This window comes from Rhodoferax sp., assembly GCF_028689305.1.
Taxonomy (GTDB): Bacteria; Pseudomonadota; Gammaproteobacteria; order Burkholderiales; family Burkholderiaceae_C; genus Rhodoferax.
The window spans coordinates 53,925-77,159 of record NZ_JAQTWM010000004.1; the positions used below are offsets into that span (position 1 = coordinate 53,925).

The 23,235-nt window shown below is 58.2% G+C and carries 25 protein-coding genes and 5 tRNA genes; 11 read left to right on the plus strand and 19 right to left on the minus strand.

Annotated elements, in window-relative coordinates; genetic code table 11:
- The 5 genes from PHW99_RS01730 to PHW99_RS01750 are packed head-to-tail and all read right to left on the minus strand — an operon-like array spanning window position 1 to window position 4,193.
- On the minus strand, window positions 1–639 hold the full coding sequence (locus PHW99_RS01730) for a tetratricopeptide repeat protein (protein WP_300173177.1): 639 nt from the start codon (window positions 637–639) through the stop codon (window positions 1–3).
- Window positions 640–642: 3 nt separating this feature from the next.
- Entirely contained in the window at window positions 643–1,446 is an 804-nt protein-coding gene (locus PHW99_RS01735; RefSeq protein ID WP_300173179.1) for an SDR family oxidoreductase, read from the minus strand.
- A complete protein-coding gene (locus PHW99_RS01740) occupies window positions 1,437–2,108 on the minus strand; it encodes an iron-containing redox enzyme family protein (RefSeq protein WP_300173181.1) in 672 nt (223 codons plus the stop codon). The genes PHW99_RS01735 and PHW99_RS01740 overlap by 10 nt, the downstream gene beginning before the upstream one ends.
- On the minus strand, window positions 2,095–3,585 hold the full coding sequence (locus tag PHW99_RS01745) for an AMP-binding protein (protein WP_300173183.1): 1,491 nt from the start codon (window positions 3,583–3,585) through the stop codon (window positions 2,095–2,097). The genes PHW99_RS01740 and PHW99_RS01745 overlap by 14 nt, the downstream gene beginning before the upstream one ends.
- Window positions 3,582–4,193: a thermostable hemolysin gene (locus PHW99_RS01750; RefSeq protein ID WP_300173185.1), complete on the minus strand. Its 612-nt coding sequence runs from the start codon at window positions 4,191–4,193 to the stop codon at window positions 3,582–3,584. The genes PHW99_RS01745 and PHW99_RS01750 overlap by 4 nt, the downstream gene beginning before the upstream one ends.
- 170 nt (window positions 4,194–4,363) lie before the next feature.
- On the opposite strand from PHW99_RS01750, the gene PHW99_RS01755 reads away from it, so the two are divergent.
- The 10 genes from PHW99_RS01755 (at window position 4,364) to PHW99_RS01800 (ending at window position 11,550) form a co-directional block, all read left to right on the plus strand.
- Window positions 4,364–4,450: transfer RNA gene (locus PHW99_RS01755), tRNA-Leu, on the plus strand.
- 20 nt (window positions 4,451–4,470) lie between these two features.
- Entirely contained in the window at window positions 4,471–5,781 is a 1,311-nt protein-coding gene (gene tig / locus PHW99_RS01760; RefSeq protein WP_300173187.1) for a trigger factor, read from the plus strand.
- Window positions 5,782–5,905: 124 nt separating this feature from the next.
- Window positions 5,906–6,526 carry an ATP-dependent Clp endopeptidase proteolytic subunit ClpP gene (gene clpP, locus PHW99_RS01765; RefSeq protein ID WP_300173255.1) on the plus strand — a complete coding sequence of 207 codons (621 nt, stop codon included), beginning with the start codon at window positions 5,906–5,908 and terminating at the stop codon, window positions 6,524–6,526.
- A 5-nt stretch (window positions 6,527–6,531) separates the two neighbouring features.
- Window positions 6,532–7,794, plus strand: coding sequence for an ATP-dependent Clp protease ATP-binding subunit ClpX (gene clpX / locus PHW99_RS01770; RefSeq protein WP_300173189.1), 1,263 nt, complete (start codon window positions 6,532–6,534; stop codon window positions 7,792–7,794).
- A 121-nt stretch (window positions 7,795–7,915) separates the two neighbouring features.
- The gene (gene lon / locus PHW99_RS01775; RefSeq protein WP_300173191.1) at window positions 7,916–10,357 is read left to right on the plus strand and encodes an endopeptidase La; all 2,442 of its coding nucleotides are present in this window, start codon (window positions 7,916–7,918) and stop codon (window positions 10,355–10,357) included.
- A 64-nt stretch (window positions 10,358–10,421) separates the two neighbouring features.
- Window positions 10,422–10,497 (plus strand) — tRNA-Gly (locus tag PHW99_RS01780).
- A 36-nt stretch (window positions 10,498–10,533) separates the two neighbouring features.
- A tRNA-Gly gene (locus PHW99_RS01785) sits at window positions 10,534–10,609 on the plus strand.
- Window positions 10,610–10,655: 46 nt separating this feature from the next.
- Window positions 10,656–10,729 (plus strand) — tRNA-Cys (locus PHW99_RS01790).
- An 80-nt stretch (window positions 10,730–10,809) separates the two neighbouring features.
- Window positions 10,810–10,902 (plus strand) — tRNA-Leu (locus PHW99_RS01795).
- Window positions 10,903–10,917: 15 nt separating this feature from the next.
- Complete coding sequence (locus PHW99_RS01800; RefSeq protein WP_300173194.1) at window positions 10,918–11,550, plus strand: DUF6806 family protein; 633 nt, start codon at window positions 10,918–10,920, stop codon at window positions 11,548–11,550.
- Window positions 11,551–11,677: 127 nt separating this feature from the next.
- Here the strand turns inward: PHW99_RS01800 and PHW99_RS01805 are convergent, their stop codons facing one another.
- The 6 genes from PHW99_RS01805 to lexA all read right to left on the minus strand — a co-directional run bounded on the left by PHW99_RS01805 (window position 11,678) and on the right by lexA (window position 17,059).
- Window positions 11,678–12,952, minus strand: a complete 1,275-nt coding sequence (locus PHW99_RS01805) for an acyl-CoA dehydrogenase family protein (RefSeq protein ID WP_300173197.1) — start codon at window positions 12,950–12,952, stop codon at window positions 11,678–11,680.
- Between the two features lie 48 nt (window positions 12,953–13,000).
- A complete protein-coding gene (locus tag PHW99_RS01810; protein ID WP_300173199.1) occupies window positions 13,001–14,089 on the minus strand; it encodes a phosphotransferase in 1,089 nt (362 codons plus the stop codon).
- 15 nt (window positions 14,090–14,104) lie between these two features.
- Complete coding sequence (locus PHW99_RS01815; protein ID WP_300173202.1) at window positions 14,105–14,818, minus strand: Crp/Fnr family transcriptional regulator; 714 nt, start codon at window positions 14,816–14,818, stop codon at window positions 14,105–14,107.
- Between the two features lie 87 nt (window positions 14,819–14,905).
- A complete protein-coding gene (locus PHW99_RS01820) occupies window positions 14,906–15,913 on the minus strand; it encodes a D-2-hydroxyacid dehydrogenase family protein (protein ID WP_300173204.1) in 1,008 nt (335 codons plus the stop codon).
- Between the two features lie 110 nt (window positions 15,914–16,023).
- Window positions 16,024–16,341 (minus strand): hypothetical protein, encoded by a 318-nt coding sequence (locus PHW99_RS01825; protein ID WP_300173207.1) that lies wholly within the window; start codon window positions 16,339–16,341, stop codon window positions 16,024–16,026.
- A gap of 43 nt (window positions 16,342–16,384) precedes the next feature.
- Window positions 16,385–17,059, minus strand: coding sequence for a transcriptional repressor LexA (gene lexA / locus PHW99_RS01830; RefSeq protein ID WP_300173210.1), 675 nt, complete (start codon window positions 17,057–17,059; stop codon window positions 16,385–16,387).
- 102 nt (window positions 17,060–17,161) lie between these two features.
- Here lexA and PHW99_RS01835 point away from each other — a divergent pair, with 102 nt between their 5' ends.
- Window positions 17,162–18,154: an asparaginase gene (locus tag PHW99_RS01835; protein ID WP_300173212.1), complete on the plus strand. Its 993-nt coding sequence runs from the start codon at window positions 17,162–17,164 to the stop codon at window positions 18,152–18,154.
- Between the two features lie 22 nt (window positions 18,155–18,176).
- Here the strand turns inward: PHW99_RS01835 and PHW99_RS01840 are convergent, their stop codons facing one another.
- The 8 genes from PHW99_RS01840 to PHW99_RS01875 all read right to left on the minus strand — a co-directional run bounded on the left by PHW99_RS01840 (window position 18,177) and on the right by PHW99_RS01875 (window position 23,007).
- A complete protein-coding gene (locus PHW99_RS01840) occupies window positions 18,177–18,593 on the minus strand; it encodes a hypothetical protein (protein ID WP_300173215.1) in 417 nt (138 codons plus the stop codon).
- A gap of 16 nt (window positions 18,594–18,609) precedes the next feature.
- Window positions 18,610–19,029, minus strand: a complete 420-nt coding sequence (locus tag PHW99_RS01845; RefSeq protein WP_300173217.1) for a hypothetical protein — start codon at window positions 19,027–19,029, stop codon at window positions 18,610–18,612.
- A 165-nt stretch (window positions 19,030–19,194) separates the two neighbouring features.
- A complete protein-coding gene (gene adk, locus PHW99_RS01850; RefSeq protein ID WP_300173220.1) occupies window positions 19,195–19,851 on the minus strand; it encodes an adenylate kinase in 657 nt (218 codons plus the stop codon).
- Window positions 19,852–19,982: 131 nt separating this feature from the next.
- On the minus strand, window positions 19,983–20,738 hold the full coding sequence (gene kdsB / locus PHW99_RS01855; protein WP_300173222.1) for a 3-deoxy-manno-octulosonate cytidylyltransferase: 756 nt from the start codon (window positions 20,736–20,738) through the stop codon (window positions 19,983–19,985).
- Entirely contained in the window at window positions 20,735–20,917 is a 183-nt protein-coding gene (locus PHW99_RS01860; protein ID WP_300173225.1) for a Trm112 family protein, read from the minus strand. Before PHW99_RS01860 ends, kdsB begins: the two co-directional genes overlap by 4 nt.
- Window positions 20,898–21,938, minus strand: coding sequence for a tetraacyldisaccharide 4'-kinase (gene lpxK / locus PHW99_RS01865; protein ID WP_300173227.1), 1,041 nt, complete (start codon window positions 21,936–21,938; stop codon window positions 20,898–20,900). Before lpxK ends, PHW99_RS01860 begins: the two co-directional genes overlap by 20 nt.
- 10 nt (window positions 21,939–21,948) lie before the next feature.
- Window positions 21,949–22,374, minus strand: a complete 426-nt coding sequence (locus tag PHW99_RS01870; protein ID WP_300173229.1) for a biopolymer transporter ExbD — start codon at window positions 22,372–22,374, stop codon at window positions 21,949–21,951.
- Window positions 22,375–22,380: 6 nt separating this feature from the next.
- A complete protein-coding gene (locus PHW99_RS01875; protein WP_300173232.1) occupies window positions 22,381–23,007 on the minus strand; it encodes a MotA/TolQ/ExbB proton channel family protein in 627 nt (208 codons plus the stop codon).
- Between the last annotated feature and the right edge of the window lie 228 nt (window positions 23,008–23,235).

Genomic DNA, 23,235 nt, shown 5'->3' on the forward strand with positions numbered 1-23,235 from the left:
TCAGGGTTTGAGCTTCTTGAGCAAGGCCTCGATTTCCTGACGACGGCCTTTGTCGGCCAGCTCGCGCCCGGCGCGTGCCGGGGCTTTGAGTGCGGTTTGCAGATGGTTGATGGCTTCGGGCGCGCGTCCCTGGTCGGCCAGGAATTCACCATAAAAATAATTGGCATCAATGCCGGTCGGGTTGATCGCCAGGGATTTTTTGAACAGCTCTTCGGCTTTGGTCTGACTGCCAAAGCCCAGTGGCCAGCCTGGCACCTTGGCATACAGCGTGGCCAAACTGGTGTAGGCGGAGCCATCCAGTGCCTTGTCATTGAGGGCAATGGCTTCGTCAAAGCGTTGTTTGGCCTGCTTGGCCAGTGACAGGGCGCCCAAACCACCCTTGGCGCCGGCTTCGCTGGACAACGCAATGCCTTCCCACACCAGCGGTTCGGCTTGTTGGGGATGGGATTCCGCCACCTTGCGCGCTTCCAGCGCCAGCACGTGGTACAGCTCGCCGTGTTGTTTTTCGTCTTTCTGGTATTTGATGCTGGCCCACTGATCCTGAAGCGGGCGGATCACTTCGTCAGGGCTGGCCGCCAGTGTCCAGCCGCTGGACAGACAAATCGTGGTGAGGACGAGGTTGCGAAAGAATGGGGTCATGATTTACTGGGATGAGGTTGGTAGGGATGTGCGGGCGTGTTGTTTGATGATGGGGAGCTTGGCGGCCAGACCGCTGTCCACCAGCGATGGGGCAAAACCATTGAGCCAGGCAAACAGCCGTTCAGGAAAACCGATGTGATGATCGCCCCGGCCATGTTGCAGGGCTGTGATGATGCGCCGGGCCACGGCATTGGGGCTGTCGCTGTGGTTTTTCAGAGCCAGGTTGAGGGCATTGACGGCCGGTGTGTTCAGCGCCGTGTCAATGGCACGCGGGGCGACGTGGATGACAGCGACGTTGCTGTCAGACAACTCACGGCGCAGGCTTTGCGAAAACCCGCGCAAACCGGCCTTGGCACTGGAGTACGCGGCAAATCCGGCAAACGGGATGCTGCCAAAGGTGGAGCCGACGTTGATGATCGCTGCTTCGGGCTGTCCCTTGAGGTGGGCCAGCAAGGCGTGGGTCAGGCGCATGGGGGTGAGCAAATTGGTGGTCACCAACTGCTCGATCACGCTCCAGTGCTGCTCGTCGAACAAGCCGAATGCGCTGATGCCCGCGTTGTTGATGAGCACATTGGCCTTGAACGCCACGGCGGCTTGCACGGTGTGCGTGATGCCCGCTGCACTGTTGAGATCAGCGATCACATGGCTGGCGCTGGAACCCAGTTCGGTCTGCAGTGCCTCAAGCTTGGCGGCGTCACGGCCCGCCAGCAACACGCTGGCACCAGCCTGCGTCAGTTGTCGGGCCAACGCCTGGCCCAGCCCGCCGCTGGCGCCAGTGAGGAGGATGCGTGCCTGCTTCAGTTGCATGGTGTGCCCTCGGGGGTGGCGCCGGGCAGGGCACGGAAGATGTCGCCATACAGCTTGTAGAAAATCCTGGCGCAGCGCAGCACTTCCTGCTGATCTTCGGGGGTCATTTTCTCCAGCAATGTCGCCAGATGCTGGGTGTGCTCCTGATCAAGTGTGCCGTGTGAACGCAAATAGGAGAACGCGTTGTCGGGCAAGCCCAGGGCCTGCTGGATACGGTCTGCCGCCATCAGCGCCAGTGCCACGCTGGTGCCTTCCAGCACAAACACCATGCCAAAAAAGCCGGCTGGATTACCACGTTGAATCAGGTCGTAGGCGTAGGCCACCATCACTTCGGCAGGGAGCTCGGGTTGACTGGCCCGAACGGCCTGGGCATCGCCACCGGTGGCGGCAATGTCGTTCAAAATCCATTCTTCGTGGCCAATTTCCTCTTCAATGTATTCCGCCACAGCGCGGCGCAGCCAACTCAGACGTTCTGGCAAGCGACCACCCAGGGACATCAGCAACGGTGTGGTGTGGCGGACATGGTGGTAGGCCTGGCTCAGAAACGCCTGGTAGCCGGCCAGTTGCACACGTCCATGCAGGCAGTCGGCAATGATCGGGATCGCCAGAAGCTCAAGACGTTCGGTGCTGGTGTTGGCAGTGAGTTGGTCATAAAACGTCATGGGTTGGTTCCTTTTGGGTGTAGAGCGCTGCCAGGGCGGCAGCGTGGTGTTGCGCAATGGCAGTGCGCACCGGGCGACCGTTGCCGGTGGCCATGGTGTTTTGCAGGGTAAAAGGTTCGCTGCTTAACCAGCCGCCAATCCGTGCGTAATCGGGCAGGGTGGCATTGGCCTGTGTCACGGCGGCGCTGATTTGTTCCGGTGTGGCGCCGGGCATGGGAACCAGAACCGCACACAACCAGGGTTGCGCTTCTCCCGTCACGACCGCTTGGGCAATGGCGGGTTGTGCCAGCAGGACAGATTCCACCCATTCGGGGGAAATGTTGCGGCCAAAGGCGGTGATCAGCAGGTTCTTTCGCCGTCCAGACAGGTACAGGTGACCGTTGTTGTCCAGGTAACCGAGATCACCGGTGGAGAAATCAGCTGTTGGTGTGACTCCAGATGATGCCGAAGGGCTGTTTACATACCCCAGGAATGCCGGGGTTGTGAGATGGATCTCTTGGTTTTCTACCCGCACCTGAACATGGGGCAGCGGGCGGCCAACGCCCTGGCCCTCATCACCAGGGCGGTTCAGGCTGACGACGGAGCCGCATTCGGTCAGACCATAACCTTCATAGGCAGGGATCCCGACGGCTCGTGCCTGAGCAAGAAGTGCATGATCAACCCGGGCACCACCAACCGCCACGTACGCCAGGCTGGTACTGGCTTGTTGTCTGGTTGCGGCCAGATAAAGGGTCCAGGCTTTGAGCAATTCGGGCACCAGAATCAGGCTGTGGGGTGCATGGGTGGCAACAGTCTGCTGCAGTGCGGCCGGGTCAAAACCAGTCATGCCGCGCCAGCCCATGGTGGACAGACTGGGCAGATGTACTTGGGCGCCACTGAGCAGGGCAGCGTAAATACCAGCGGTGTTTTCCAACAGCAAGGTCAGCGGTAAAACGGCAAGGTGGCGGGTGATATGCAGTGGGGCCAGTTGGGTTTGCAGCGATGTGGCTGTGGCCATCAGCCCAGCCGCACTCAAACAAACGCCTTTGGGGTTGCCGGTGCTGCCGGATGTGAACGAAATTTTGGCGGTGCCTGCCGGCAGCGTGGCTGCCGCTGATGTCCGTCGCATTAAGGTGAAAGTGCGCCATGTTCCTTCTGCCACGAAACCGAGTCGAAGGGCTTCAACCCGATTGGGCTGGTCGGTCAGGATGGCATCGGCAGCGGTTTGCTCCAACGTGTGGACCATTTGGGCCGGACTGAAAAAAGTCGGAATTGGCAGATGGACTGTTTGCGCATGCAGGGCTGCCAGGTCGGCCAACACCCAATCGGCGCCATTGTCAGCCAGTACCGCCAGTACCCGGCATGGACGCAACTGCTCGGCCAAAGTGTGTACATGGGCCAGCAGTGAAGACGCGCTCAGGCATTGGGAACTGTCTTGCAGAACGAGGTTGTCTTCTGGGTGGGCGCATAGCGCATCCAGTAGCAACGCGGCGCTCACGCTGTGGCGTCCATGCGTTGCAGGGCCAGACGAATTTTGCCAGCCACCACAATGGGTTGAGTGTCATAGTAGCTGCCCCAGTGTCTGGCTTCATCACGTAAGCGGGCCGGGTTCGCAGCGGTGAGCGCCAATAATGGCAAACCCAGCTTGGCGAAAATCCCGATCAGTTCCTGGGTGGCGGTGAAGACCACCCATTCAAACCCTTGTGCACTCAGGTGGTCGGCCAGGGCGCGAATGATGTGCACACTGCCGCCAGCTTTTTGTGAAGCCAGGTGACCAACTTCCACAATCCGTTCGCGCTTGACGTGCTGGTGGGCCAATTGCGCCATGGCTTGTTCGATGGGCAGGTCCAGATAGTGTTCCAGATAGAGTTTGCTGGTCTGAGCGCTACGCCAGCCGGTGGCGGCAATGATGGTTTGATTGCGTTCCAATACCATCAGATTCGGGGCAAATGAGGGGATATTGGCACCGTATCTGGATGCAAAGATGTCATGAATGAATTTTTCCGCAACCAAACGGTGTGGCGAACCCAGTGGGGCGTGGAGCGCTGATAGGGCAGACATCGGTGTTTGCAGTACCTTGCGTTGGGCGTTGGTTCGGATGGACATGACGGTCAGTTCTTGAAGTGTTTGAAACTGGACTGAAGTCTAAAAATGCATTCTTAAACTCCTCTTAAGTGTTGTGGAAAGATCGGCGCCGTCGGGATGGAGGCTGCAACGGGTTAAAATCCGCGGCTGACCAATTTTGGGGGGCGGGGTTTTTCCGCCCCCTTTAATTTGCGCGGGTGGCGAAATTGGTAGACGCACCAGGTTTAGGTCCTGACGCTGGCAACAGTGTGCGGGTTCGAGTCCCGCCCCGCGCACCACACTTTTTTGGAGAAAAAACATGGCCGCAGTTGTAGAAACACTAGAAAAGCTGGAACGCAAAATGACGTTGAGCTTGCCCGTCGACACCATCCAGTCCGAAGTGGCTGCACGCTTGAAAAAGCTGGCGCGCACCGTCAAGATGGACGGTTTCCGCCCGGGCAAGGTACCGATGAATGTGGTGGCGCAGCGCTACGGTTATTCAGTGCAATACGAAGTCATGAATGACAAGGTGGGCGAGGCGTTTTTTAATGCGGCCAATGATGCTCAACTTCGCGTGGCCGGCCAGCCAAAAATCAACGAAAAAGAAGGTGCGCCTGAAGGTGAACTGACTTTTGAAGCTGTGTTTGAGGTCTACCCGGAAGTCAAGATTGGTGACCTCTCCACCGCTGAAGTTGAAAAAATCACGGCTGAAGTGTCTGACGCCGCCATTGACAAGACGCTGGACATTTTGCGCAAGCAGCGTCGTACCTTCTCGCAGCGCCCGCATGACGCTGCTGCTGAGAATGGTGACCGCGTCACGGTTGATTTTGAAGGCAAGATTGATGGTGAAGCGTTTGCCGGAGGCAAAGCCGAAGGCTTTCAGTTCATCCTCGGTGACGGCCAGATGCTCAAGGAGTTCGAAGAGGCTACTCGCGGTCTGAAGGCCGGCGAGAGCAAGACTTTCCCGTTGGCATTTCCCGCTGATTACCACGGTAAGGACGTGGCTGGCAAGACGGCTGACTTCATGGTTACGGTCAAGAAGATTGAGGCAGCCCACCTGCCGGAAGTCAACGAGGCCCTGGCCAAGTCCCTGGGCATTGCCGACGCCACCGTGGACGGTCTGCGTGCCGACATCAAGAAGAATCTGGAACGCGAAGTCAAGTCTCGTCTGCTGGCGCGCAACAAGACTGCGGTGATGGATGCCTTGGTGGCCAAGGCTGAGCTGGATTTGCCCAACGCCGCTGTGCAGGCTGAAATGGCACGTCTGCTCGAAGGCGCGCGTGCTGACCTGAAGCAGCGTGGGATCAAGGATGCTGATAAGGTGGAGATTCCTGATGACGTGTTCCGTCCTCAAGCCGAACGTCGTGTGCGTCTGGGCTTGGTGGTGGCAGAGTTGGTGCGTGCCAATGCCCTGCAGGCCACGATGGAGCAGATCAAGGCGCATGTCGAAGAACTGGCTGCCAGCTACGAAAAGCCTGCCGAGGTGTCGCGTTGGTATTTCAGTGACAACAAGCGCTTGGCTGAAGTAGAGGCGATTGTTCTTGAAAACAATGTGACTGACTTTGTGCTGTCCAAAGCCAAGGTGACGGAAAAAGCCATGGCATTTGATGAGTTGATGGCACAAAACTAAACGCTGACTGATTCATGTCGTTCAAATTGGGGCTTGTGCCTGACTTGTTGTCAGGCAATCAAGCCCCATTTGTTTGGAGTCTTGCTTTTTTGGCTACAGTAAGGCCAGTTTATTTGGAGTCAACATGAACCCTTGCAGGAGTGCTATGGACATACAGAATCTGGGCATGGTGCCCATGGTGATTGAACAGTCGGGTCGTGGTGAGCGCTCATATGACATTTATTCGCGCTTGCTGAAGGAGCGCGTGATTTTTCTGGTGGGGCCTGTCAATGATCATGTGGCCAATCTGGTGGTGGCGCAGTTATTGTTTCTGGAAAGCGAAAACCCTGACAAAGATATTTCGTTTTACATCAATTCGCCCGGTGGTTCTGTGAGTGCCGGCATGGCCATTTATGACACCATGAACTTCATCAAGCCTCAGGTGTCAACGCTGTGCACAGGTATGGCGGCCAGCATGGGGGCCTTTTTGCTGGCGTCTGGGGCCAAGGGCAAGCGGTTTTCGCTGCCGAATTCCAAGATCATGATCCACCAGCCATCAGGGGGGAGCCAAGGGCAGGCCACTGAAATCGAAATTCAGGCCCGGGAGATCTTGAAAACACGGGAACAGCTCAACAAGATATTGGCTGAACGTACCGGACAACCGCTGGAGCGTATCGAACGCGATACCGAGCGTGACTATTACATGTCGGCTGAAGAATGTAAGGAATATGGTCTGATTGACCAGGTTATCTCAAAAAGGGCGTAGTTCTCATGGCCGAAAAAAAAGGCTCCTCAGGCGAAAAAACGTTGTACTGCTCGTTTTGCGGTAAAAGCCAGCATGAAGTCAAGAAACTGATCGCCGGCCCATCCGTTTTTGTCTGCGATGAGTGTATTGACTTGTGCAATGAAATCATTCGTGATGAGTTGCCGGCAACAACGCAGGCCGTTGGCAAAAGTGACTTGCCCACACCTGGCGAACTCAAAGCCAATCTCGACAACTATGTCATTGGTCAAGAGGCGGCCAAGCGAATCCTCGCGGTAGCAGTCTACAACCACTACAAACGGCTCAGGCATCAGGGGCAGTCAGCCAAGGACGATGTGGAGCTGTCCAAAAGCAATATTTTGCTGATTGGCCCCACGGGCTCAGGTAAAACCTTGCTGGCGCAGACATTGGCGCGTATGTTGGATGTGCCTTTTGTCATGGCTGATGCCACGACGCTGACGGAAGCTGGTTATGTGGGGGAGGACGTTGAAAATATCGTGCTCAAGTTGCTGCAAAGTTGCAACTATGAGGTTGAGCGGGCACAACGGGGTATTGTTTATATTGATGAAATTGACAAAATTTCGCGTAAATCGGATAACCCGTCCATTACCCGCGATGTCTCGGGGGAAGGTGTGCAGCAGGCCTTGCTCAAGTTGATTGAAGGCACCATGGCCAGTGTGCCACCACAGGGTGGGCGCAAGCATCCCAATCAGGATTTTGTCCAGGTAGACACCACCAATATTCTGTTTATTTGTGGTGGCGCTTTTGCTGGGCTTGAGAAGGTCATTGAAAACCGTACCGAATCGTCCGGCATCGGTTTTGGCGCTGCAGTTAAGAGCAAGCAAAATCGCAGTCTGACGGATGTCTTCAAGGAGGTGGAGCCTGAGGACTTGATCAAATTTGGTCTGATTCCTGAACTGGTCGGACGCATGCCCGTGGTGGCGACGCTGGGGGAGCTCAGTGAAGATGCCCTGGTTCAGATTCTGACCGAGCCCAAAAACGCCTTGGTCAAGCAGTATGCCAAGCTGCTTGCCATGGAGGATGTTGAACTGGAAATCCGGCCCTCAGCCTTGAAAGCCATTGCCAGGAAGGCGCTGGCCCGAAAAACGGGTGCCCGAGGGCTACGTTCCATTCTGGAGCAAGCGCTGATTGACACCATGTTTGAACTGCCCAATTCGTCTAATGTTGAAAAGGTGGTAGTTGACGAGTCCACCATTGACGAAAACAAACCGCCGTTGCTGGTTTACCGAGAAGCAGCCAGGAAGGCCTGATTAGGTCTGTCTTTGTGGGCATATTGCCCTCATTGGGATCAATTTGCTTATCCATAATGGCATGACCGCTTGAAATGCGGTCATGCCGCTCCATATCTTCCGGGTAACTAAAGGATGCTTTATGTCTGGTCACACCCCTTTACCTGCTATTCCGTTTGATTTACCGCTGTTGCCTTTGCGCGATGTGGTGGTATTTCCGCACATGGTCATACCGCTTTTTGTCGGTCGACCCAAAAGCATCAAGGCGCTGGAAGCCGCCATGAGTTCGGATCGGCGCATCATGCTGGTGGCACAAAAAGCAGCAGCCAAGGACGATCCGCTGGTAACCGACATGTTCAATGTGGGCTGTATTTCGACCATCCTGCAAATGCTTAAGCTGCCAGATGGCACCGTCAAGGTGCTGGTGGAAGGTCAACAGCGCGCATCAGTGACAAAGGTTGAAGATGGCGAGTCGCATTTCTTGGCCAGTATCACGCCAGTGGAGGCAGAGTCCGAACCGGAAGCGAAGTCACGCACCAAGACCAGTGAAATTGAGGCATTGCGGCGCGCTGTGATGCAACAGTTTGACCAATATGTCAAACTGAACAAAAAAATCCCGCCGGAAATACTGACTTCCATTTCCAGCATTGATGATGCCGGACGGTTGGCAGACACCATTGCAGCCCATTTGCCCTTGAAGCTGGAAAACAAGCAGGCGGTGCTGGAACTCGCCGACATCAAGGAACGTCTGGAAAACCTGTTCGAGCAGATTGAACGTGAAGTCGACATATTGAATGTGGACAAGAAAATCCGTGGCCGGGTCAAACGGCAGATGGAGAAAAACCAGCGCGATTTTTATCTGAATGAGCAAGTGAAAGCCATTCAGAAGGAACTGGGCGAGGGTGAAGACGGCGCCGATATTGAGGAGATTGAGAAAAAGATCAAGGCCGCCAAAATGCCCAAGGAAGCGTTGAAAAAGGCCGAGGGTGAGCTGAAAAAGCTCAAGCTCATGTCACCCATGTCCGCCGAGGCGACGGTGGTGCGCAATTACATTGATGTGCTGACAGGTTTGCCGTGGGCTGCCAAAACCAAGATCAAGCACAACCTGGTCAATGCCGAGCAGGTCTTGAACGAAGACCACTATGGCCTGGACAAGGTCAAGGACCGCATCCTGGAATATCTCGCTGTCCAACAGCGTGTTGACAAGGTCAAGGCCCCCATTTTGTGTCTGGTGGGTCCGCCGGGCGTGGGGAAGACTTCGCTGGGGCAATCGATCGCCAAGGCCACTGGACGCAAATATGTCCGCATGGCTTTGGGCGGCATGCGTGACGAGGCTGAGATTCGCGGTCACCGGCGTACCTACATTGGCGCCATGCCGGGCAAGGTGTTGCAGAGTTTGTCTAAGGTGGGCACCCGCAATCCGTTGTTCTTGCTCGACGAAATTGACAAGCTCGGGACCGATTTTCGCGGTGATCCGTCAAGTGCGTTGCTTGAGGTGCTGGATCCGGAGCAAAACCACAAATTTGGTGATCACTACGTGGAAGTTGATTACGACCTGAGTGATGTGATGTTTGTGGCGACATCGAATTCGATGAATATTCCACCTGCCTTGCTGGATCGGATGGAAGTGATCCGGTTGTCAGGTTATACCGAGGACGAGAAAACCAATATTGCCATCAGATACCTGCTGCCCAAGCAACTCAAAAACAATGGTGTCAAAGAATCAGAGCTGGTCGTTACCGAAGACGCAGTTCGCGACATCGTGCGTTATTACACCCGGGAGGCCGGTGTGCGCTCTCTGGAGCGTGAAATTTCCAAAATCTGCCGCAAGGTGGTCAAGGGGATCCAACTCAAGAAAATGATCGGACAGGTGGTGGTGTCAGGTGACAACCTCAATGAGTTTCTCGGGGTACGCAAGTACGACTATGGTCGTGCCGAGAAGAAAAATCAGGTCGGGCAGGTGGTCGGTTTGGCATGGACTGAAGTAGGTGGAGATCTGCTCACCATCGAAGCCGCCATGATGCCGGGTAAAGGGGTGATCACCCGAACCGGTTCGTTGGGCGATGTGATGAAAGAGTCTGTGGAGGCTGCTCGCACTGTGGTCCGCAGTCGTTCGCACCGGCTGGGCATCAAGGACGAATTCTTTGAAAAAAAGGACATCCACATCCATGTGCCCGATGGCGCCACTCCGAAAGATGGCCCGAGCGCCGGTGCCGCCATGACAACGGCTTTTGTGTCGGCCATGACAGGTATTCCTGTGCGCTGTGATGTGGCCATGACGGGTGAAATCACCTTGCGCGGAGAAGTGACGGCTATTGGTGGGCTCAAGGAGAAATTGTTGGCGGCCTTGCGGGGCGACATCAAGACCGTGTTGATCCCCGAAGAGAATGCCAAAGACCTGCAGGACATTCCCGAGAATGTCAAGAATGGCCTGGAAATCGTTCCCGTGCGCTGGATTGACAAAGTTCTGGAAATCGCCCTGGAACGTATGCCAACGCCGTTGTCAGAAGTGGAGCCGACGGCGGTCACTGCGGCAGACGCTGCCATTGAACAGCCCTCGTTGTCGGGTACGGTCAAGCATTGACGAAGATTTTTGATTGTTGATGCAGAAGAAGGAAGTTTTTACTTTATAATCTAGGGCTTACGACGCGGGAATAGCTCAGTTGGTAGAGCGCAACCTTGCCAAGGTTGAGGTCGAGAGTTCGAGACTCTTTTCCCGCTCCAGTTTTTTTATTGATGCAAGCTCTGGTTTGCGTCTACGCGGGAATAGCTCAGTTGGTAGAGCGCAACCTTGCCAAGGTTGAGGTCGAGAGTTCGAGACTCTTTTCCCGCTCCAGATTCCAAAAAAGGGAAGCAGTGCTTCCCTTTTTTGTAACGGTTTTGGCGCGATAGCAAATCGGTTATGCAACGGATTGCAAATCCGTGGAGCCCAGTTCGACTCTGGGTCGCGCCTCCAAAAAATCCCGGTTCCAATTTGTGTATGCAGGCCCTGCAAGTTGGTTGAGCCGGGTGTTTTTTGTTTCACAATACGGTCATGCCCGAGTGGTGAAATAGGTAGACACATCGGACTTAAAATCCGCCGCTTCGTGAATAACGGGCGTACCGGTTCGATTCCGGTCTCGGGCACCACTACACTTTCATCTCATGGCACGTTATAACGCCCCCTTTGAAATTCACGTCCATGGTCAAGTGGCGCTGCGCGCTGATGTCACTTTTGATCATCTGCAGGATGCCCTCAAACCCTTGTGGAAGTACGCGGGTGCCAAATCCCTGTCGGCCGCTGCCGGTAGCTACTACGAGGATGAGCCGGGCATCCAGTTTGATGCCAAGGACCGCCTACTGCAAATGTGCTGGACGGTGGAGGGGGATGACGATTTTCGTCAGGCGCTCGACGAAATGTGCATGAACCTCAATGACGTGGCATTGTCCGGTGCAGCCATTGAAGTGACTTTTTACGATACCGAATTTGACGATGAAGACGAAGAGGCCTCGTCGGACGCTGAGTCTCGTGACGATTTTGTCATGCTGTTTGTCGGTCCTGATCCGGCGTCCATCATGCAAGTGCAGCGTGATCTATTGGTGCAGGATGTCGTCAATCTGATGGAGCGCCACTTTGACGGCGCCGAACTTGGTGGCGTGGTCGCTGCCATTGACAGCCTGTTCAGCCAACGTTTTGATGATCTGGTCAACTCGTTGCAGCTTGGCAAACCGCCTCGCGGCTCGGGTGGCAGTGGTATGGGGCATGGTGGTGGCCGCAAACCACGTCATCTGCATTGACCTTTTTGAGCGTAGCATGCCGGTTTTCTGGTAACCTTTTCTCGATAAAAACACCTTCTATCCCGCGTATTCATTGCCTCAATAGCTACTAATAACATAGCTATTGAGTTGCAGGATGCCGCTTCCGTTAACAACCGCGGGTGACCGGCATATCGACTTTTGCAGGTGAAGGCATGTATTTGCGCAGTTCCAGTTTGGCAATGGCATTGCGGTGCACTTCGTCCGGCCCATCGGCAAAGCGCAACGTGCGTGCGCAGGTGTAGGCGTAGGCCAACGGAAAGTCGTCGCACATGCCCGCACCGCCAAACGCCTGCATGGCCCAGTCAATCACCTCGCAGGCCATGCCGGGCGCCACGACTTTGATCATGGCGATTTCATTCTTGGCGAATTTGTTACCCGCCACATCCATCATCCAGGCTGCCTTGAGTGTCAGCAGGCGGGCCATGTCGATCTTGCAGCGGGCTTGAGCAATCCGCTCCTGGGTGACGGTTTGGGACGCGATGGGTTTACCAAAGGCAATGCGGCTGGACGTGCGCCGGCACATCAGTTCCAAGGCCCGTTCCGCCAGACCAATCAGACGCATGCAGTGGTGGATGCGTCCTGGCCCCAGGCGGCCCTGGGCGATTTCGAAACCGCGGCCTTCCCCTAGCAGGATGTTGCTGACTGGCACCCGCACATTTTTGTAGCTGATTTCCATGTGGCCGTGGGGGGCATCGTCATAACCCATGACATTCAGAGGGCGCAGCACGGTCACCCCCGGGCTGTTGGCTGGTACCAGAATCATGCTTTGTTGGGTGTGGCGGTCGGCCTCGGGGTTGGTTTTCCCCATCACAATGTGGATGGCGCAACGCGGGTCACCGGCGCCGCTGATCCACCATTTACGACCATTGATGACGTAGTCATCACCTTGGCGTTCCATGCGGGTCTCAATGTTGGTGGCATCGCTGGACGCCACGTCAGGTTCGGTCATGGCAAATGCGGAGCGGATCCTGCCTTCGAGCAGGGGTTTGAGCCACTCGGCCTTATGGACGAGGGAGCCATAACGCGCAATGGTTTCCATGTTGCCGGTATCAGGGGCTGAGCAGTTGAACACTTCGCTGGCCCACGGCACGCGGCCCATGATTTCAGCCAGTGGCGCGTATTCCTGATTGGTGAGGCCGGCACCGTCAAATCCGGCAGCCTGCGCACTGTCCAGCGGCAGAAAAAGGTTCCACAACCCTTGCTCCTGGGCTTTGCGTTTGAGGTTTTCGATGGTTTGCAACGGTGTCCAGCGTTTGCCGGCAGCGGTATTGGCTTCGACCTCTGCGTGGTGATTCCCTTCGGCTGGATAAATGTAGTCATCCATGAAGCGCAGCAGTTTGGCCTGCAATTCCTTGGTCTTGGGGGAGTAATCAAAATCCATGGCAGTCTTTCGAAATCAGAGTTGGAATGTTGGCGAGGCGCTGTTGGCTCACGGTGTGGTGTTGGCAAATTGCCAGGCCAGTTGTGCCAGGGGGCGGGCACCGGCAGCGGCACTCACGGCCTGGGCACTGGCGGCGGTACCGGCCTCAACCCGTTTGGCAATACCCTGCAAAATGGCAGCCATGCGAAACAGGTTGTAGGCCATGTAGAAGCTCCAATCGGCGGTCAGCTGTGTTGGGGTGACTATGCCGGTGCGCTCACAGTATTGGCGGATGTACTGCGCTTCCGCCGGAATGCCCAGCGCAGCCAGATCTAGTCCGCCAATACCACGAAAGGCGCCGGGAGGAATGTGCCATGCCATGCAGTGGTAGCTGAAGTCAGCCAGTGGATGTCCCAAAGTGGACAGTTCCCAGTCAAGCACGGCGATCACACGTGGCTCGGTTGGGTGGAACACCAGGTTGTCCATCCGGTAGTCACCGTGCACGATGCTGACCATGGTCGGGTCGCGCGCCATGTCCGGGATGTGCGTGGGCAGCCAGGCCATGAGGTGATCCATTTCAGTGATTGGCTGGGTGATGGACGCTTGGTATTGTTTGCTCCAGCGCCCAATCTGGCGTTCGAAATAATTTCCCGGCTTGCCATAGTTGCCTAAACCCGCCTGGGTAAAGTCCACGCGGTGTAGTGCGGCGATCACACGGTTCATTTCGTCGTAAATGGCACCGCGTTCCTGGACCGCCATGCCGGGCAGCGACTGCTCCCAGAAAATGCGGCCACCCATGAACGACATGATGTAGAAAGCTCGTCCGATGATGGATTCATCTTCACACAGACACAACATTTCGGGCACCGGCACGTCTGAGCCACGCAGACCGGTCATGACCGCAAATTCGCGTTCAATGGCGTGTGCGGACGGCAACAGTTTTGCCACCGGGCCAGGTTTGGTCCGCATCACATAAGTCTGAGTCGGGGTGATGAGTTTGTAGGTGGGGTTTGACTGCCCCCCCTTGAATGACTCGACCTGCAATGGGCCGGCAAAACCAGCCAAGTGGCCTGTCAGCCACTGCGTCAGCGCGGTCTGGTCAAAGGCCTGTGCAGCGGGAACGGCACGCGTGCCAGAGAAATCGTCAGAGTTGTTCATAAGTGCTTGTGCTGGTCAAAGTTGGGTGATACCCATCAAGGCGTCCCGGTTGCGGATGACCACACCACCCGGCTCGATGCGGATGGTTTCCTCGCGCTCCAGGGTTTTGAGCTCCTGGTTGACGCGCTGGCGTGAGGCTCCCAGCAGCTGGGCCAATTCCTCTTGCGCCAATTGCAGGCCAATGCGCACCTCCGCCGCGTCACTGAGCGAGGGCACACCATAAGACCTGGCCAGATGCAACAGCTGTTTGGCCAGTCGGGCACGCAGAGGAAGGGTGTTAAGGTCTTCCACCAGACCATACAACTGACGGATGCGACGGGCGTGCAGCCGCAGCAGGGCTTCGTACAGCTCGGTGTGCTGGGCCAGGATTTTGGTGAAATCGGCCCGCGCGACACACAGAATGGTGGTGTCGCCATGGGCGTAGGCATCGTGGGTGCGCCGGTCGCCGTCGAAGATGGCCACATCGCCAAACCAGATGCCGGGCTCCACATAGGTCAGCGTGATTTGTTTGCCGGAAATCGCGGTCGAACTGACCCGCACCGCGCCTTTGGCGCAGGCAATCCACTCCTGAGGCTGTTCGCCACGGGCCGTGATCAACTCGCCGTCGTGATAACGCTTGACGTAAGTGCATCGCAGAATGTCATGCCTGAGTGAGGGGGAAAGACTTGCAAACCAGCGCCCGGCGTTGATCGCCGCGCGTTCGTCAATGGTAAGGATGGGGTCGCTCATGGCCTGTCATGTAGGTGACTGAAAACCATGCCATTGTCACGCTGGTGACGCAGCGCCTGGGCGCCGACCTGTCACCTGAGTGTCTTTTCAGCGCCGGACTTGCAGCGCGCCGGGGTTGACGATATTGGACGGCCGACCCTTGATGAAATTCACCACATTGTCAAAAGCGGCGTCAAAATACATTTCATAACTGTCCAACTCCACATAACCAATGTGGGGCGTGCAGATACAGTTTTCCAGGCGCAGCAAGGCGTGCCCTTGCAGAATCGGCTCGGATTCATAGACGTCAATGGCCGCCATGCCGGGACGACCACGGTTGAGGGCACTCAACAGGGCATCGGGTTCGATCAACTCGGCACGGGAAATGTTCACCAGCAATGCAGTTGGTTTCATACGGGAGAGATCATCCAGTGTCACCAGACTCTGGGTGGCTTCGGCCAGACGCAGATGCAGTGACAACACATCGGACTGTTCAAACAGCTCTTCGCGGGTGCTGGTAACCTCAAAACCATCCAGGACGGCCCGTTCGCGCGAAGCGGCCTGTCCCCAGATCAGAACACGCATGCCAAAGGCTTTGCCATACCCTGCAACCAGTTGGCCGATGCGGCCATATCCCCAGATGCCCAGCGTGCGACCTCTGAGGGTGGTGCCCAGGCAAAAATTCACGGGCATGCTGCTGGATTTCAGTCCGGACTGTTGCCAGGCACCGTGTTTGAGGTTACCAATGTATTGCGGCAGGCGCCGGGCTGCCGCCATGATGAGAGCCCAAGCCAATTCCGCAGGCGCCACTGGTGAGCCTACGCCTTCGGCCACGGCGATACCCTGTTCGGTACAGGCATGGACGTCCACATGCGACCCCACACGGCCAGTTTGGGCCACCAGCTTGAGTTTGGGCAGCTTCTCAATCAGGGCGCGAGGCAAATGGGTGCGTTCGCGGTTGAGCACAATCACATCAGCGTCCTTGAGCCGGACCGACAATTGCCCCAACCCCTTGACGGTGTTGGTGTAGACCTTGGCCTGATAGGGCTCCAGTTTGGCGGCGCAGGCTAGTTTGCGGACCGCGTCCTGATAATCATCGAGGATCACAATATTCATACCGCTCATTGTGCCTTGATGGAGATCAACCAGCCCGGAGGGAGGCTGGCGACTTACCAATTTTTACCAGGCAGGCATACCTGGCTGCGGCATGGACACAGAACGGCAGGTCAGTGCAACAGCGCTTCACGAGCTGCCAGACGATCCAGCTCGGCGCAGACGTCGGCCATGCGTCCCGAAATACGCAAACGCCCCATTTGGCTGGAAGTCTGGCCGGACTCCAGCACCTGCAGCACCCGGACCGGCTTGCCGTGGCCAGCGCTGCCAGCCTGCGACGGCGGGGTGACGGTTGTACCGGGGGCAGCGATGGTGGCTGGGGCAGGCTCGTGATGGGGCGCAGCTGTCGTCTGCCCGGGCGCTGCCATCAGCCAATGCCAGAGCGCCTTGAGCGATGTCATAACGGGAAAAGTGTTGGGCGTGGTGTTCATGGACAGGCTTTCGAGTAGGATGCAGAACGGGTGGACAGCAGGTTCACATCAGCATGGTGTTGCGGATCAGGCCAACCGCCAGGCCTTCAATTTCAAACGGCTCGCCCGGTTCGACCACGATGGTCTGATAGTCCGGGTTTTCCGGGTGCAGTTCAATGACGTTTTTATGGCGCATGAAACGTTTGACGGTGACTTCATCACCCAGCCGCGCCACCACAATCTGGCCATTCTTGGCATCCCGGGTGGTTTGCACCGCCAGCAGGTCGCCGTCCATGATGCCGGCGTCACGCATGGACATGCCGCGCACCTTCAGCAAGTAATCGGGTTTGCGCTGAAACAGACTGCTCTCCACGTAGTAAGTCTGGTCAACGTGTTCCTGTGCCAGGATCGGTGAACCAGCCGCCACCCGGCCAACCAGCGGCAGGGCCAGCTGCGCCAGTGTCTGCAGGGGGGATGCCAGCTGTGTCTGGCGGGATTCGTTGATGGAGCGCAGCGCGTCGCTGCGCAGACGAATGCCGCGTGAAGTGCCACTGACCAATTCAATCACCCCTTTGCGGGCCAGCGCCTGCAAATGCTCTTCAGCGGCGTTGGCCGATTTGAAGCCCAGCTCGGCCGCGATTTCGGCGCGGGTCGGGGGGGCGCCGGTGCGGGCGATCGCACTCTGGATAAGATCGAAGATTTGCTGCTGGCGATCGGTCAATTTGGGTCTGGTGAGCATGGTGACTCCTGATGATGGCTGGGTGGCAAACACAGCTGGCTATAAAAACACTGTTTTCATATCCAGTAGCTGTATTTTTAACCAGTTTTAAAGAGAGCGCAAGTGGCATCTGATCAAATTTCCAAAAAATTGGTGGTATTGGGTACTGGCGGCACGATTGCCGGCACGGCTGAGAATGCCAGTGACAACATTGGTTACACCGCCGCGCAGGTGGGGGTGGCGCAGTTGCTTGATGCTGTGCCAGGGTTGCCGGCATTGCTGCATGGGCACCAACTGCTGAGTGAACAGGTGGCCCAGGTGGACAGCAAGGACATGCGTTTTGACATCTGGCAGGCCTTAGCCCAACGGGTGGTGCAGCATCTGGCGCAGCCCGATGTCAGCGCAGTGATCATCACCCATGGCACCGACACGCTGGAAGAGACTGCCTACTTCCTGCACGCGGTGTTGCCCCGTGAGCAGGTACGACACAAACCGGTGGTGCTGACCTGTGCCATGCGGCCGGCTTCGGCGCAGAACCCGGACGGTCCGCAAAACCTGATGGATGCCGTGACCGTGGCGTTGACACCCGGTGCTGGTGGTGTAGTGGCGGTCTGCGCCGGCACGGTGCATACCGCACTGGACGTGCAAAAAGCCCACACCTACAAGCTCGATGCCTTCAGCTCGGGTGACGCCGGCGCCTTGGCCTATGTCGAGGAAAATCAACTCAGATTATTGAGAAATTGGCCTCTAGCCCAGGAGAAATATAAGCATATAGCTATTGAAAATATAGCAAAATTGCCAACTTGGCCACGTGTTGAGATTGTGATGAGTTATGCCGGTTGCACGGGTGAGGTGGTGGATGCCTTGTTGCGCCCGGGGGCTGACGGCACGCTCGTGCGCGGACTGGTGGTGGCTGCCACCGGCAACGGCACGATCCACCAGGCGCTGGAAGCCGCGTTGCGCCGTGCCGAACAAGCTGGTGTCCGGGTGGTGCGTGCCACCCGTTGCGCCAATGGCCGGGTGCTGCCTGCGGTTCACAGCGAGTTTGCCCACTCGCAGGGGCTGTCTCCGGTCAAGGCCCGGATTGCGCTGATGCTGGAACTCATCAACCCCTGATGCACTCAGGCCTCAGCCTGCTTCAGGTGCCATGGGGTGCCGCGCGGGCCGTCAGTCTGGATTTTTTCAGAAGCCAGGCCAGATAGGCCGCGGCCATGACATCGTAAGCCAGGCAGAACATCGGCCACCAGGTGGGAACGCCGGGGTTATGGACGATGTGAGGATGGAAAAAGTCGAAGACACCATGGGCCAGCAGGGCCACCACGACCAGCCAAAGATTACGCTTGAAGCCCAGAACTGCTGCCACCAGAAATGCCAGCATCACCAGGGATTCGATCCCCATGGCGTTGATGGAACCACCCATCACCGCAAACAGACCGTAGTAAGAGGCAATGACGGCCAGCACGGTGGGATAAAACACCCGCTCACGGTCAAAGTGAACGGCGCTGGCCGCCAGTGAGACGACGATGGCCATGATGGCGCCGATGAGATAAGCCATGTCTTCCTTCCTGCGTTCAGTCGATCCGGACCTGCAGTTTGTACTCGGCATTGCCGCGGGTGCCGGCCACCAGGATCAGGTATTTGCCGGACTCGGGCAGGACCCCGCGCCAGCTTGTCACCTCTTTGTCCTCGGTCGCACCGGGCAGCGCCTGTCCGCGGATTTCCTGGATGCCGTCGTTGGTCACCTTGCGGTAACCGGGCCGGTAGATGGCAAAAACCGCATTGTCTTCGGCTGAGCTGATGCGCACGGTCAGCTGCTGTTGCGCCTTGGCACGAAAGACATGATGATCCCGCTCACCGCGCAAGACGGCACCTTCAAAAAGTGCCTCGCTGGTCCCCGGGCGAAAGCGCAGCTCCTGTTCGGCGCCCATGGCCGCAGCCTGGGACAGGCAGCCTAGCAACACGAGCCAACGGGCCATGGATTTCAGTGACATGACAAACCCTTTCAAAGATGACGACCAGCGCCATTTTGACCCAGGTGGCGGTTTGCCTGCTACCGGTCCGTGGCGGGCTACCAGTGTCGGTGGACCCATGTACGGACCCAAAAAAAGCCTGACACCTTGTCGGCATCAGGCTGGGTGAGGTGGCTGCGTCAGGCGTCAGCTGGCCAGCGCGGCAAACGCCCGGGCGGTGATCTCATCGACGCTGCCGGTGCCACTGATGGCGCGGTATCTGGGCGCTGCAGTGGGCTCGGCCTTGGCCCAATTCGAGTAGTAGTCCACCAGCGGGCGGGTCTGGGCGCTGTAGACGTCCAGCCGCTTCTTGACGGTTTCTTCCTTGTCGTCATCGCGCTGCACCAGCGGTTCGCCAGTGACGTCATCCACGCCGGCCACCTTGGGTGGGTTGAACTTGACGTGGTAGGTGCGGCCCGATGCCGGGTGTGAACGACGGCCACTCATGCGCTCGATGATGGCGTCAAACGGCACATCGATTTCCAGCACATAGTCCAGCTTGACGCCGGCCGCTTTCATGGCATCGGCTTGCGGAATGGTGCGTGGAAAGCCGTCAAACAGGAAGCCGTTGGCGCAGTCAGCCTGGGCGATGCGTTCCTTGACCAGGTTGATGATCAGGTCGTCGCTGACCAGGCCGCCAGCGTCCATCACCTGTTTGGCCTGCACGCCCAGCGGGGTGCCGGCCTTGACGGCGGCGCGCAACATGTCACCGGTGGAAATCTGCGGGATGCCGTATTTCTGGCAGATGAAGGTGGCCTGGGTGCCTTTACCAGCGCCGGGGGCGCCCAACAAGATGAGTTTCATGCGTGTCCTCGGGTTTTTATTGAAAAAAGTGCAAACCCATGCAGCTGCCGTGCCTGGCGGGGCGCCATGGGTCCTGTCGGTTGACTTGGGAGAATAGCATGTGTGAGCTGTTCAATCGCTTACAGCCAGGCTCAGTGACCGAGCAATTGGCGCACGCGTTCCAGGTCCTGGGGGGTATCCACACCGGCGCCGGGAATCTGCTGGGTCACATGCACCGCGATGCGGTAGCCGTGCCAGAGGGCGCGCAGTTGTTCCAGTGATTCGGTCAGCTCGATCGGGGCCTGGCTCAGTGCCGGAAAGCGCCGCAAAAAGCCGACCCGGTAGCCGTAGATGCCGATGTGGCGCAATGGCGCGGGTTGTGGCAATTGCTGTGGCGTGTCGCGTGGGTAGGCGATCGGGGCGCGGCTGAAGTACAAGCCCATGTTCTGCGCGTCCAGCACCACCTTGACGACATTCGGGTTGTGAAAATCAGCCACCGAATCTATCGCGTGTGCCGCCGTGCTCATGTGGGCCTGCGGCGTTTGCTGCAACAGTGTGGCGACGGCGGTGACCAGTGGCGGATCGATCAGCGGCTCGTCACCCTGGACATTCACCACGATCTCGTCGTCGGCCAGTCCCAGCAGGGTGCAGGCTTCGGCCAGCCGGTCACTGCCGGACGGATGATCGTCGCGTGTCAGCACTGCCTCAATGCCATGCGACTGGCACGCCGACACAATTTGCAGGCTGTCGGCCGCCACCACCACGCGCGGCAGCGGCTGTGACGGCGCCATCGACAACACCCGCTGGGCCACCCGCACCACCATCGGCACGCCGCCAATGCTGGCCAGCGGCTTGTTGGGCAGGCGGGTCGAGGCCAGGCGTGCCGGGATCAGGACGGTGAAGTTCAAAGCCCGAGTTCCTCATCGGTCAGGGGACGGGCCTCGTTTTCCAGCAGGATCGGGATGCCGTCACGCACCGGGTAGGCCAGCCGGGCGCTGCGTGAAATCAGCTCCTGGGTCTCGCGCTTGTACTCCAGGGGGCCTTTGGTGACTGGGCAAACCAGCAATTCAAGTAGTCGTGTGTCCATGGCGCGATGATAGCGGCTCAGGCGTGGGCAACAGACGCGCCAGACGCCCGTCAAGTGCCGCCCAGAACGCAGCAGGCAGGCCCAGCTGCAGCGGCACGGCCAGAGCGTCGGGCCGCAGGGGCCACAGCTTGACCGCATCTTTTTCAGTGCAAATCAGGGTGTAGCCCGGATATTGATTGCCTGAGTAGCTATAAAAATCATAGTGATCAGGGAGCGCCAGGGTGTCAGCCAGTGTCAGCCCGCGTTCACGCAGCATGGCAAAAAAAGCCTCGGGCTGGGCAATCGCCGCCAGGGCCAGCAGGGGCGGGGCGCCGGGTCTGGTCAGTTCTTCCAGCGCCACCCGGGAGCCATCCGCGCGCACAGCATGGTCGGCCAGCTGGCGTTGCGCCTGAAAACCGTCGAAGGCCGGATGGCGGCCGGTGTGCAGCACCAGATCGAGGGGGCGTGGCCAGGGTTCCCGCAAGGGGCCGGCCGGCAGCACAAAGCCGTTGCCGATGCCACGGTCGTCAAACACCCCGATCTCCAGGTCACGCTGTAGCGGCAGGTGTTGCAGTCCGTCGTCGCTGATGATCAGTTGGGTGTCCGGGTGGCGCGCCAGCAGCGCCTGCGCGGCTTCGATGCGCCGCTCGGCCACAAACACCGGTGCGCCGGTGCGCTGATGAATCAGCGCCGGTTCGTCCCCCACCGCCTGCGCGGCGCAGTCACGTGTGACCTCCAGGCAGCCTCGGGTGCTGCGCCCATAACCGCGCGAGATCACGCCAACACGGATGCCGCGCTGCTGCCAATGCGCCACCAGCGCCATCACCACCGGGGTTTTGCCGGCGCCACCCGCCACCACGTTGCCCACCACCACCACCACCACGGGCACCGGCAAACGGCTGGTTTTGAACAGACCGGTGCGATAAGCAAGCCGGCGTACGCCCAGCAGCAGCCGGTACAGCAGCGATACCGGCCACAACAGCCAGGCCAGCAGGCCACGCCGGGTCCAGGCATGGAGCAGGGTGGCTTGCCAGGCGGGCATCCGGCGAGGGTCAGCGGGCGGCGGCGCTGGACGACTGGGTGGCGAAGGTGATCTGGGTCAGGCCGGCGCGTTTGGCGGCCTCCATCACCGTGATCACGGCCTGGTGGCGGGCGGTGGCGTCGGCATGGATGATGACCACCGACTCCTTGCCGGCCTTGGCGGCGGTCTGCAGCGCGCTGGCCAGATCGGCCACATTGCGCCCGGCCACGGCCTGTTTGTTGACGCTGTAACTGCCGTCGCTGCTCACCGACACCAGCACCTCCTTGGGGTAGTCGCGCTGGGCTTCCACATCGGCCACTGGCAGCTTGAGCTGCAGTTCGGTGAACTTGCTGTAGGTGGTGGAGAGCATCAGGAAGATCAGGATCACCAGCAGCACGTCAATGAACGGGATCAGGTTGATCTCCGGCTCTTCCTTGGTGCGGGGACGAAAATCCATGGGCGTTCAGCCTTGGCGGCGCAGCACGGCCAGATGGCGGGCCAGATGTTCAGCGGCCAGTTCCAGCGTGAGCAGATAGGCGTCGACCCGGGCGCGGAAATAGCGCCAGAAGATCAGTGACGGAATCGCCACGATCAGGCCAAACGCGGTGTTGTACAGCGCCACCGAAATGCCGTGCGCCAGTTGGGCCGGGTTGCCGCCGGTGGCGGTGGTTTGGGAGCCAAAAATCTCGATCATGCCAACCACGGTGCCAAACAGGCCCATCAGCGGCGCCGCCGAGGCAATGGTGGCCAGGGCGCTGAGGTAACGCTCCAGCCGGTGCGCCACCAGGCGGCCGCTGCCTTCCATGCTGGCGCGCAGTTCATCGTCACTGCAGCGCGGGTTGACATTGAGGGCACGCAGACCGCTGGCCAGTACCTCGCCGAGCGCTGAATTTTTCTCCAGCTGATTGACCACGTCCGGCCCGGGCACGGTATGGCGGGTGACGGTCAGCACCTCCTCAAGCAACTGGGGCGGCGCCACCTTGGCGGTTTTGAGGCTGACGAAACGTTCAATCACCAGCGCCAGTGCCAGGATGGAGCAGGCAATCAAGGGCCAGATCGGCCAGCCTGCGGCTTGTATGATGGAAAACAAAGTGGAACTCCGCTCAAGGAAAAAAGTGCTGCGTGATTATGGCGCAGCCCTTGCACGGCCTGGGGCACGGGCTACGCACAATTTCTGTGGATAACTTTGTGGAGAACCCTCTGTCAAAGTGCCTGCAGGCCGCATGGCGCCTGTGTTGTGATGCTTTGATGATAAATTAGGCAGTGAAAAACTCAATGAAATCAACAATCTTTTACCAAAATGCGCGATTCGGTGCTA

Bases quoted from the DNA above. Each gene is read 5' to 3' on its own strand.
- lexA (WP_300173210.1), bottom strand. From the start codon at position 17,059: ATGCTCACCAGACCCAAATTGACCGATCGCCAGCAGCAAATCTTCGAT.
- PHW99_RS01845 (WP_300173217.1), bottom strand. From the start codon at position 19,029: ATGTCACTGAAATCCATGGCCCGTTGGCTCGTGTTGCTAGGCTGCCTG.
- adk (WP_300173220.1), bottom strand. From the start codon at position 19,851: ATGAAACTCATCTTGTTGGGCGCCCCCGGCGCTGGTAAAGGCACCCAG.
- lon (WP_300173191.1), top strand. From the start codon at position 7,916: ATGTCTGGTCACACCCCTTTACCTGCTATTCCGTTTGATTTACCGCTG.
- PHW99_RS01735 (WP_300173179.1), bottom strand. From the start codon at position 1,446: ATGCAACTGAAGCAGGCACGCATCCTCCTCACTGGCGCCAGCGGCGGG.
- clpP (WP_300173255.1), top strand. From the start codon at position 5,906: ATGAACCCTTGCAGGAGTGCTATGGACATACAGAATCTGGGCATGGTG.
- tig (WP_300173187.1), top strand. From the start codon at position 4,471: ATGGCCGCAGTTGTAGAAACACTAGAAAAGCTGGAACGCAAAATGACG.
- PHW99_RS01810 (WP_300173199.1), bottom strand. From the start codon at position 14,089: ATGAACAACTCTGACGATTTCTCTGGCACGCGTGCCGTTCCCGCTGCA.
- PHW99_RS01870 (WP_300173229.1), bottom strand. From the start codon at position 22,374: ATGGATTTTCGTCCCCGCACCAAGGAAGAGCCGGAGATCAACCTGATC.
- PHW99_RS01860 (WP_300173225.1), bottom strand. From the start codon at position 20,917: ATGGACACACGACTACTTGAATTGCTGGTTTGCCCAGTCACCAAAGGC.
- PHW99_RS01800 (WP_300173194.1), top strand. From the start codon at position 10,918: ATGGCACGTTATAACGCCCCCTTTGAAATTCACGTCCATGGTCAAGTG.
- PHW99_RS01825 (WP_300173207.1), bottom strand. From the start codon at position 16,341: ATGAACACCACGCCCAACACTTTTCCCGTTATGACATCGCTCAAGGCG.
- PHW99_RS01730 (WP_300173177.1), bottom strand. From the start codon at position 639: ATGACCCCATTCTTTCGCAACCTCGTCCTCACCACGATTTGTCTGTCC.
- PHW99_RS01840 (WP_300173215.1), bottom strand. From the start codon at position 18,593: ATGGCTTATCTCATCGGCGCCATCATGGCCATCGTCGTCTCACTGGCG.
- lpxK (WP_300173227.1), bottom strand. From the start codon at position 21,938: ATGCCCGCCTGGCAAGCCACCCTGCTCCATGCCTGGACCCGGCGTGGC.
- PHW99_RS01740 (WP_300173181.1), bottom strand. From the start codon at position 2,108: ATGACGTTTTATGACCAACTCACTGCCAACACCAGCACCGAACGTCTT.
- PHW99_RS01805 (WP_300173197.1), bottom strand. From the start codon at position 12,952: ATGGATTTTGATTACTCCCCCAAGACCAAGGAATTGCAGGCCAAACTG.
- PHW99_RS01815 (WP_300173202.1), bottom strand. From the start codon at position 14,818: ATGAGCGACCCCATCCTTACCATTGACGAACGCGCGGCGATCAACGCC.
- PHW99_RS01750 (WP_300173185.1), bottom strand. From the start codon at position 4,193: ATGTCCATCCGAACCAACGCCCAACGCAAGGTACTGCAAACACCGATG.
- clpX (WP_300173189.1), top strand. From the start codon at position 6,532: ATGGCCGAAAAAAAAGGCTCCTCAGGCGAAAAAACGTTGTACTGCTCG.
- PHW99_RS01820 (WP_300173204.1), bottom strand. From the start codon at position 15,913: ATGAATATTGTGATCCTCGATGATTATCAGGACGCGGTCCGCAAACTA.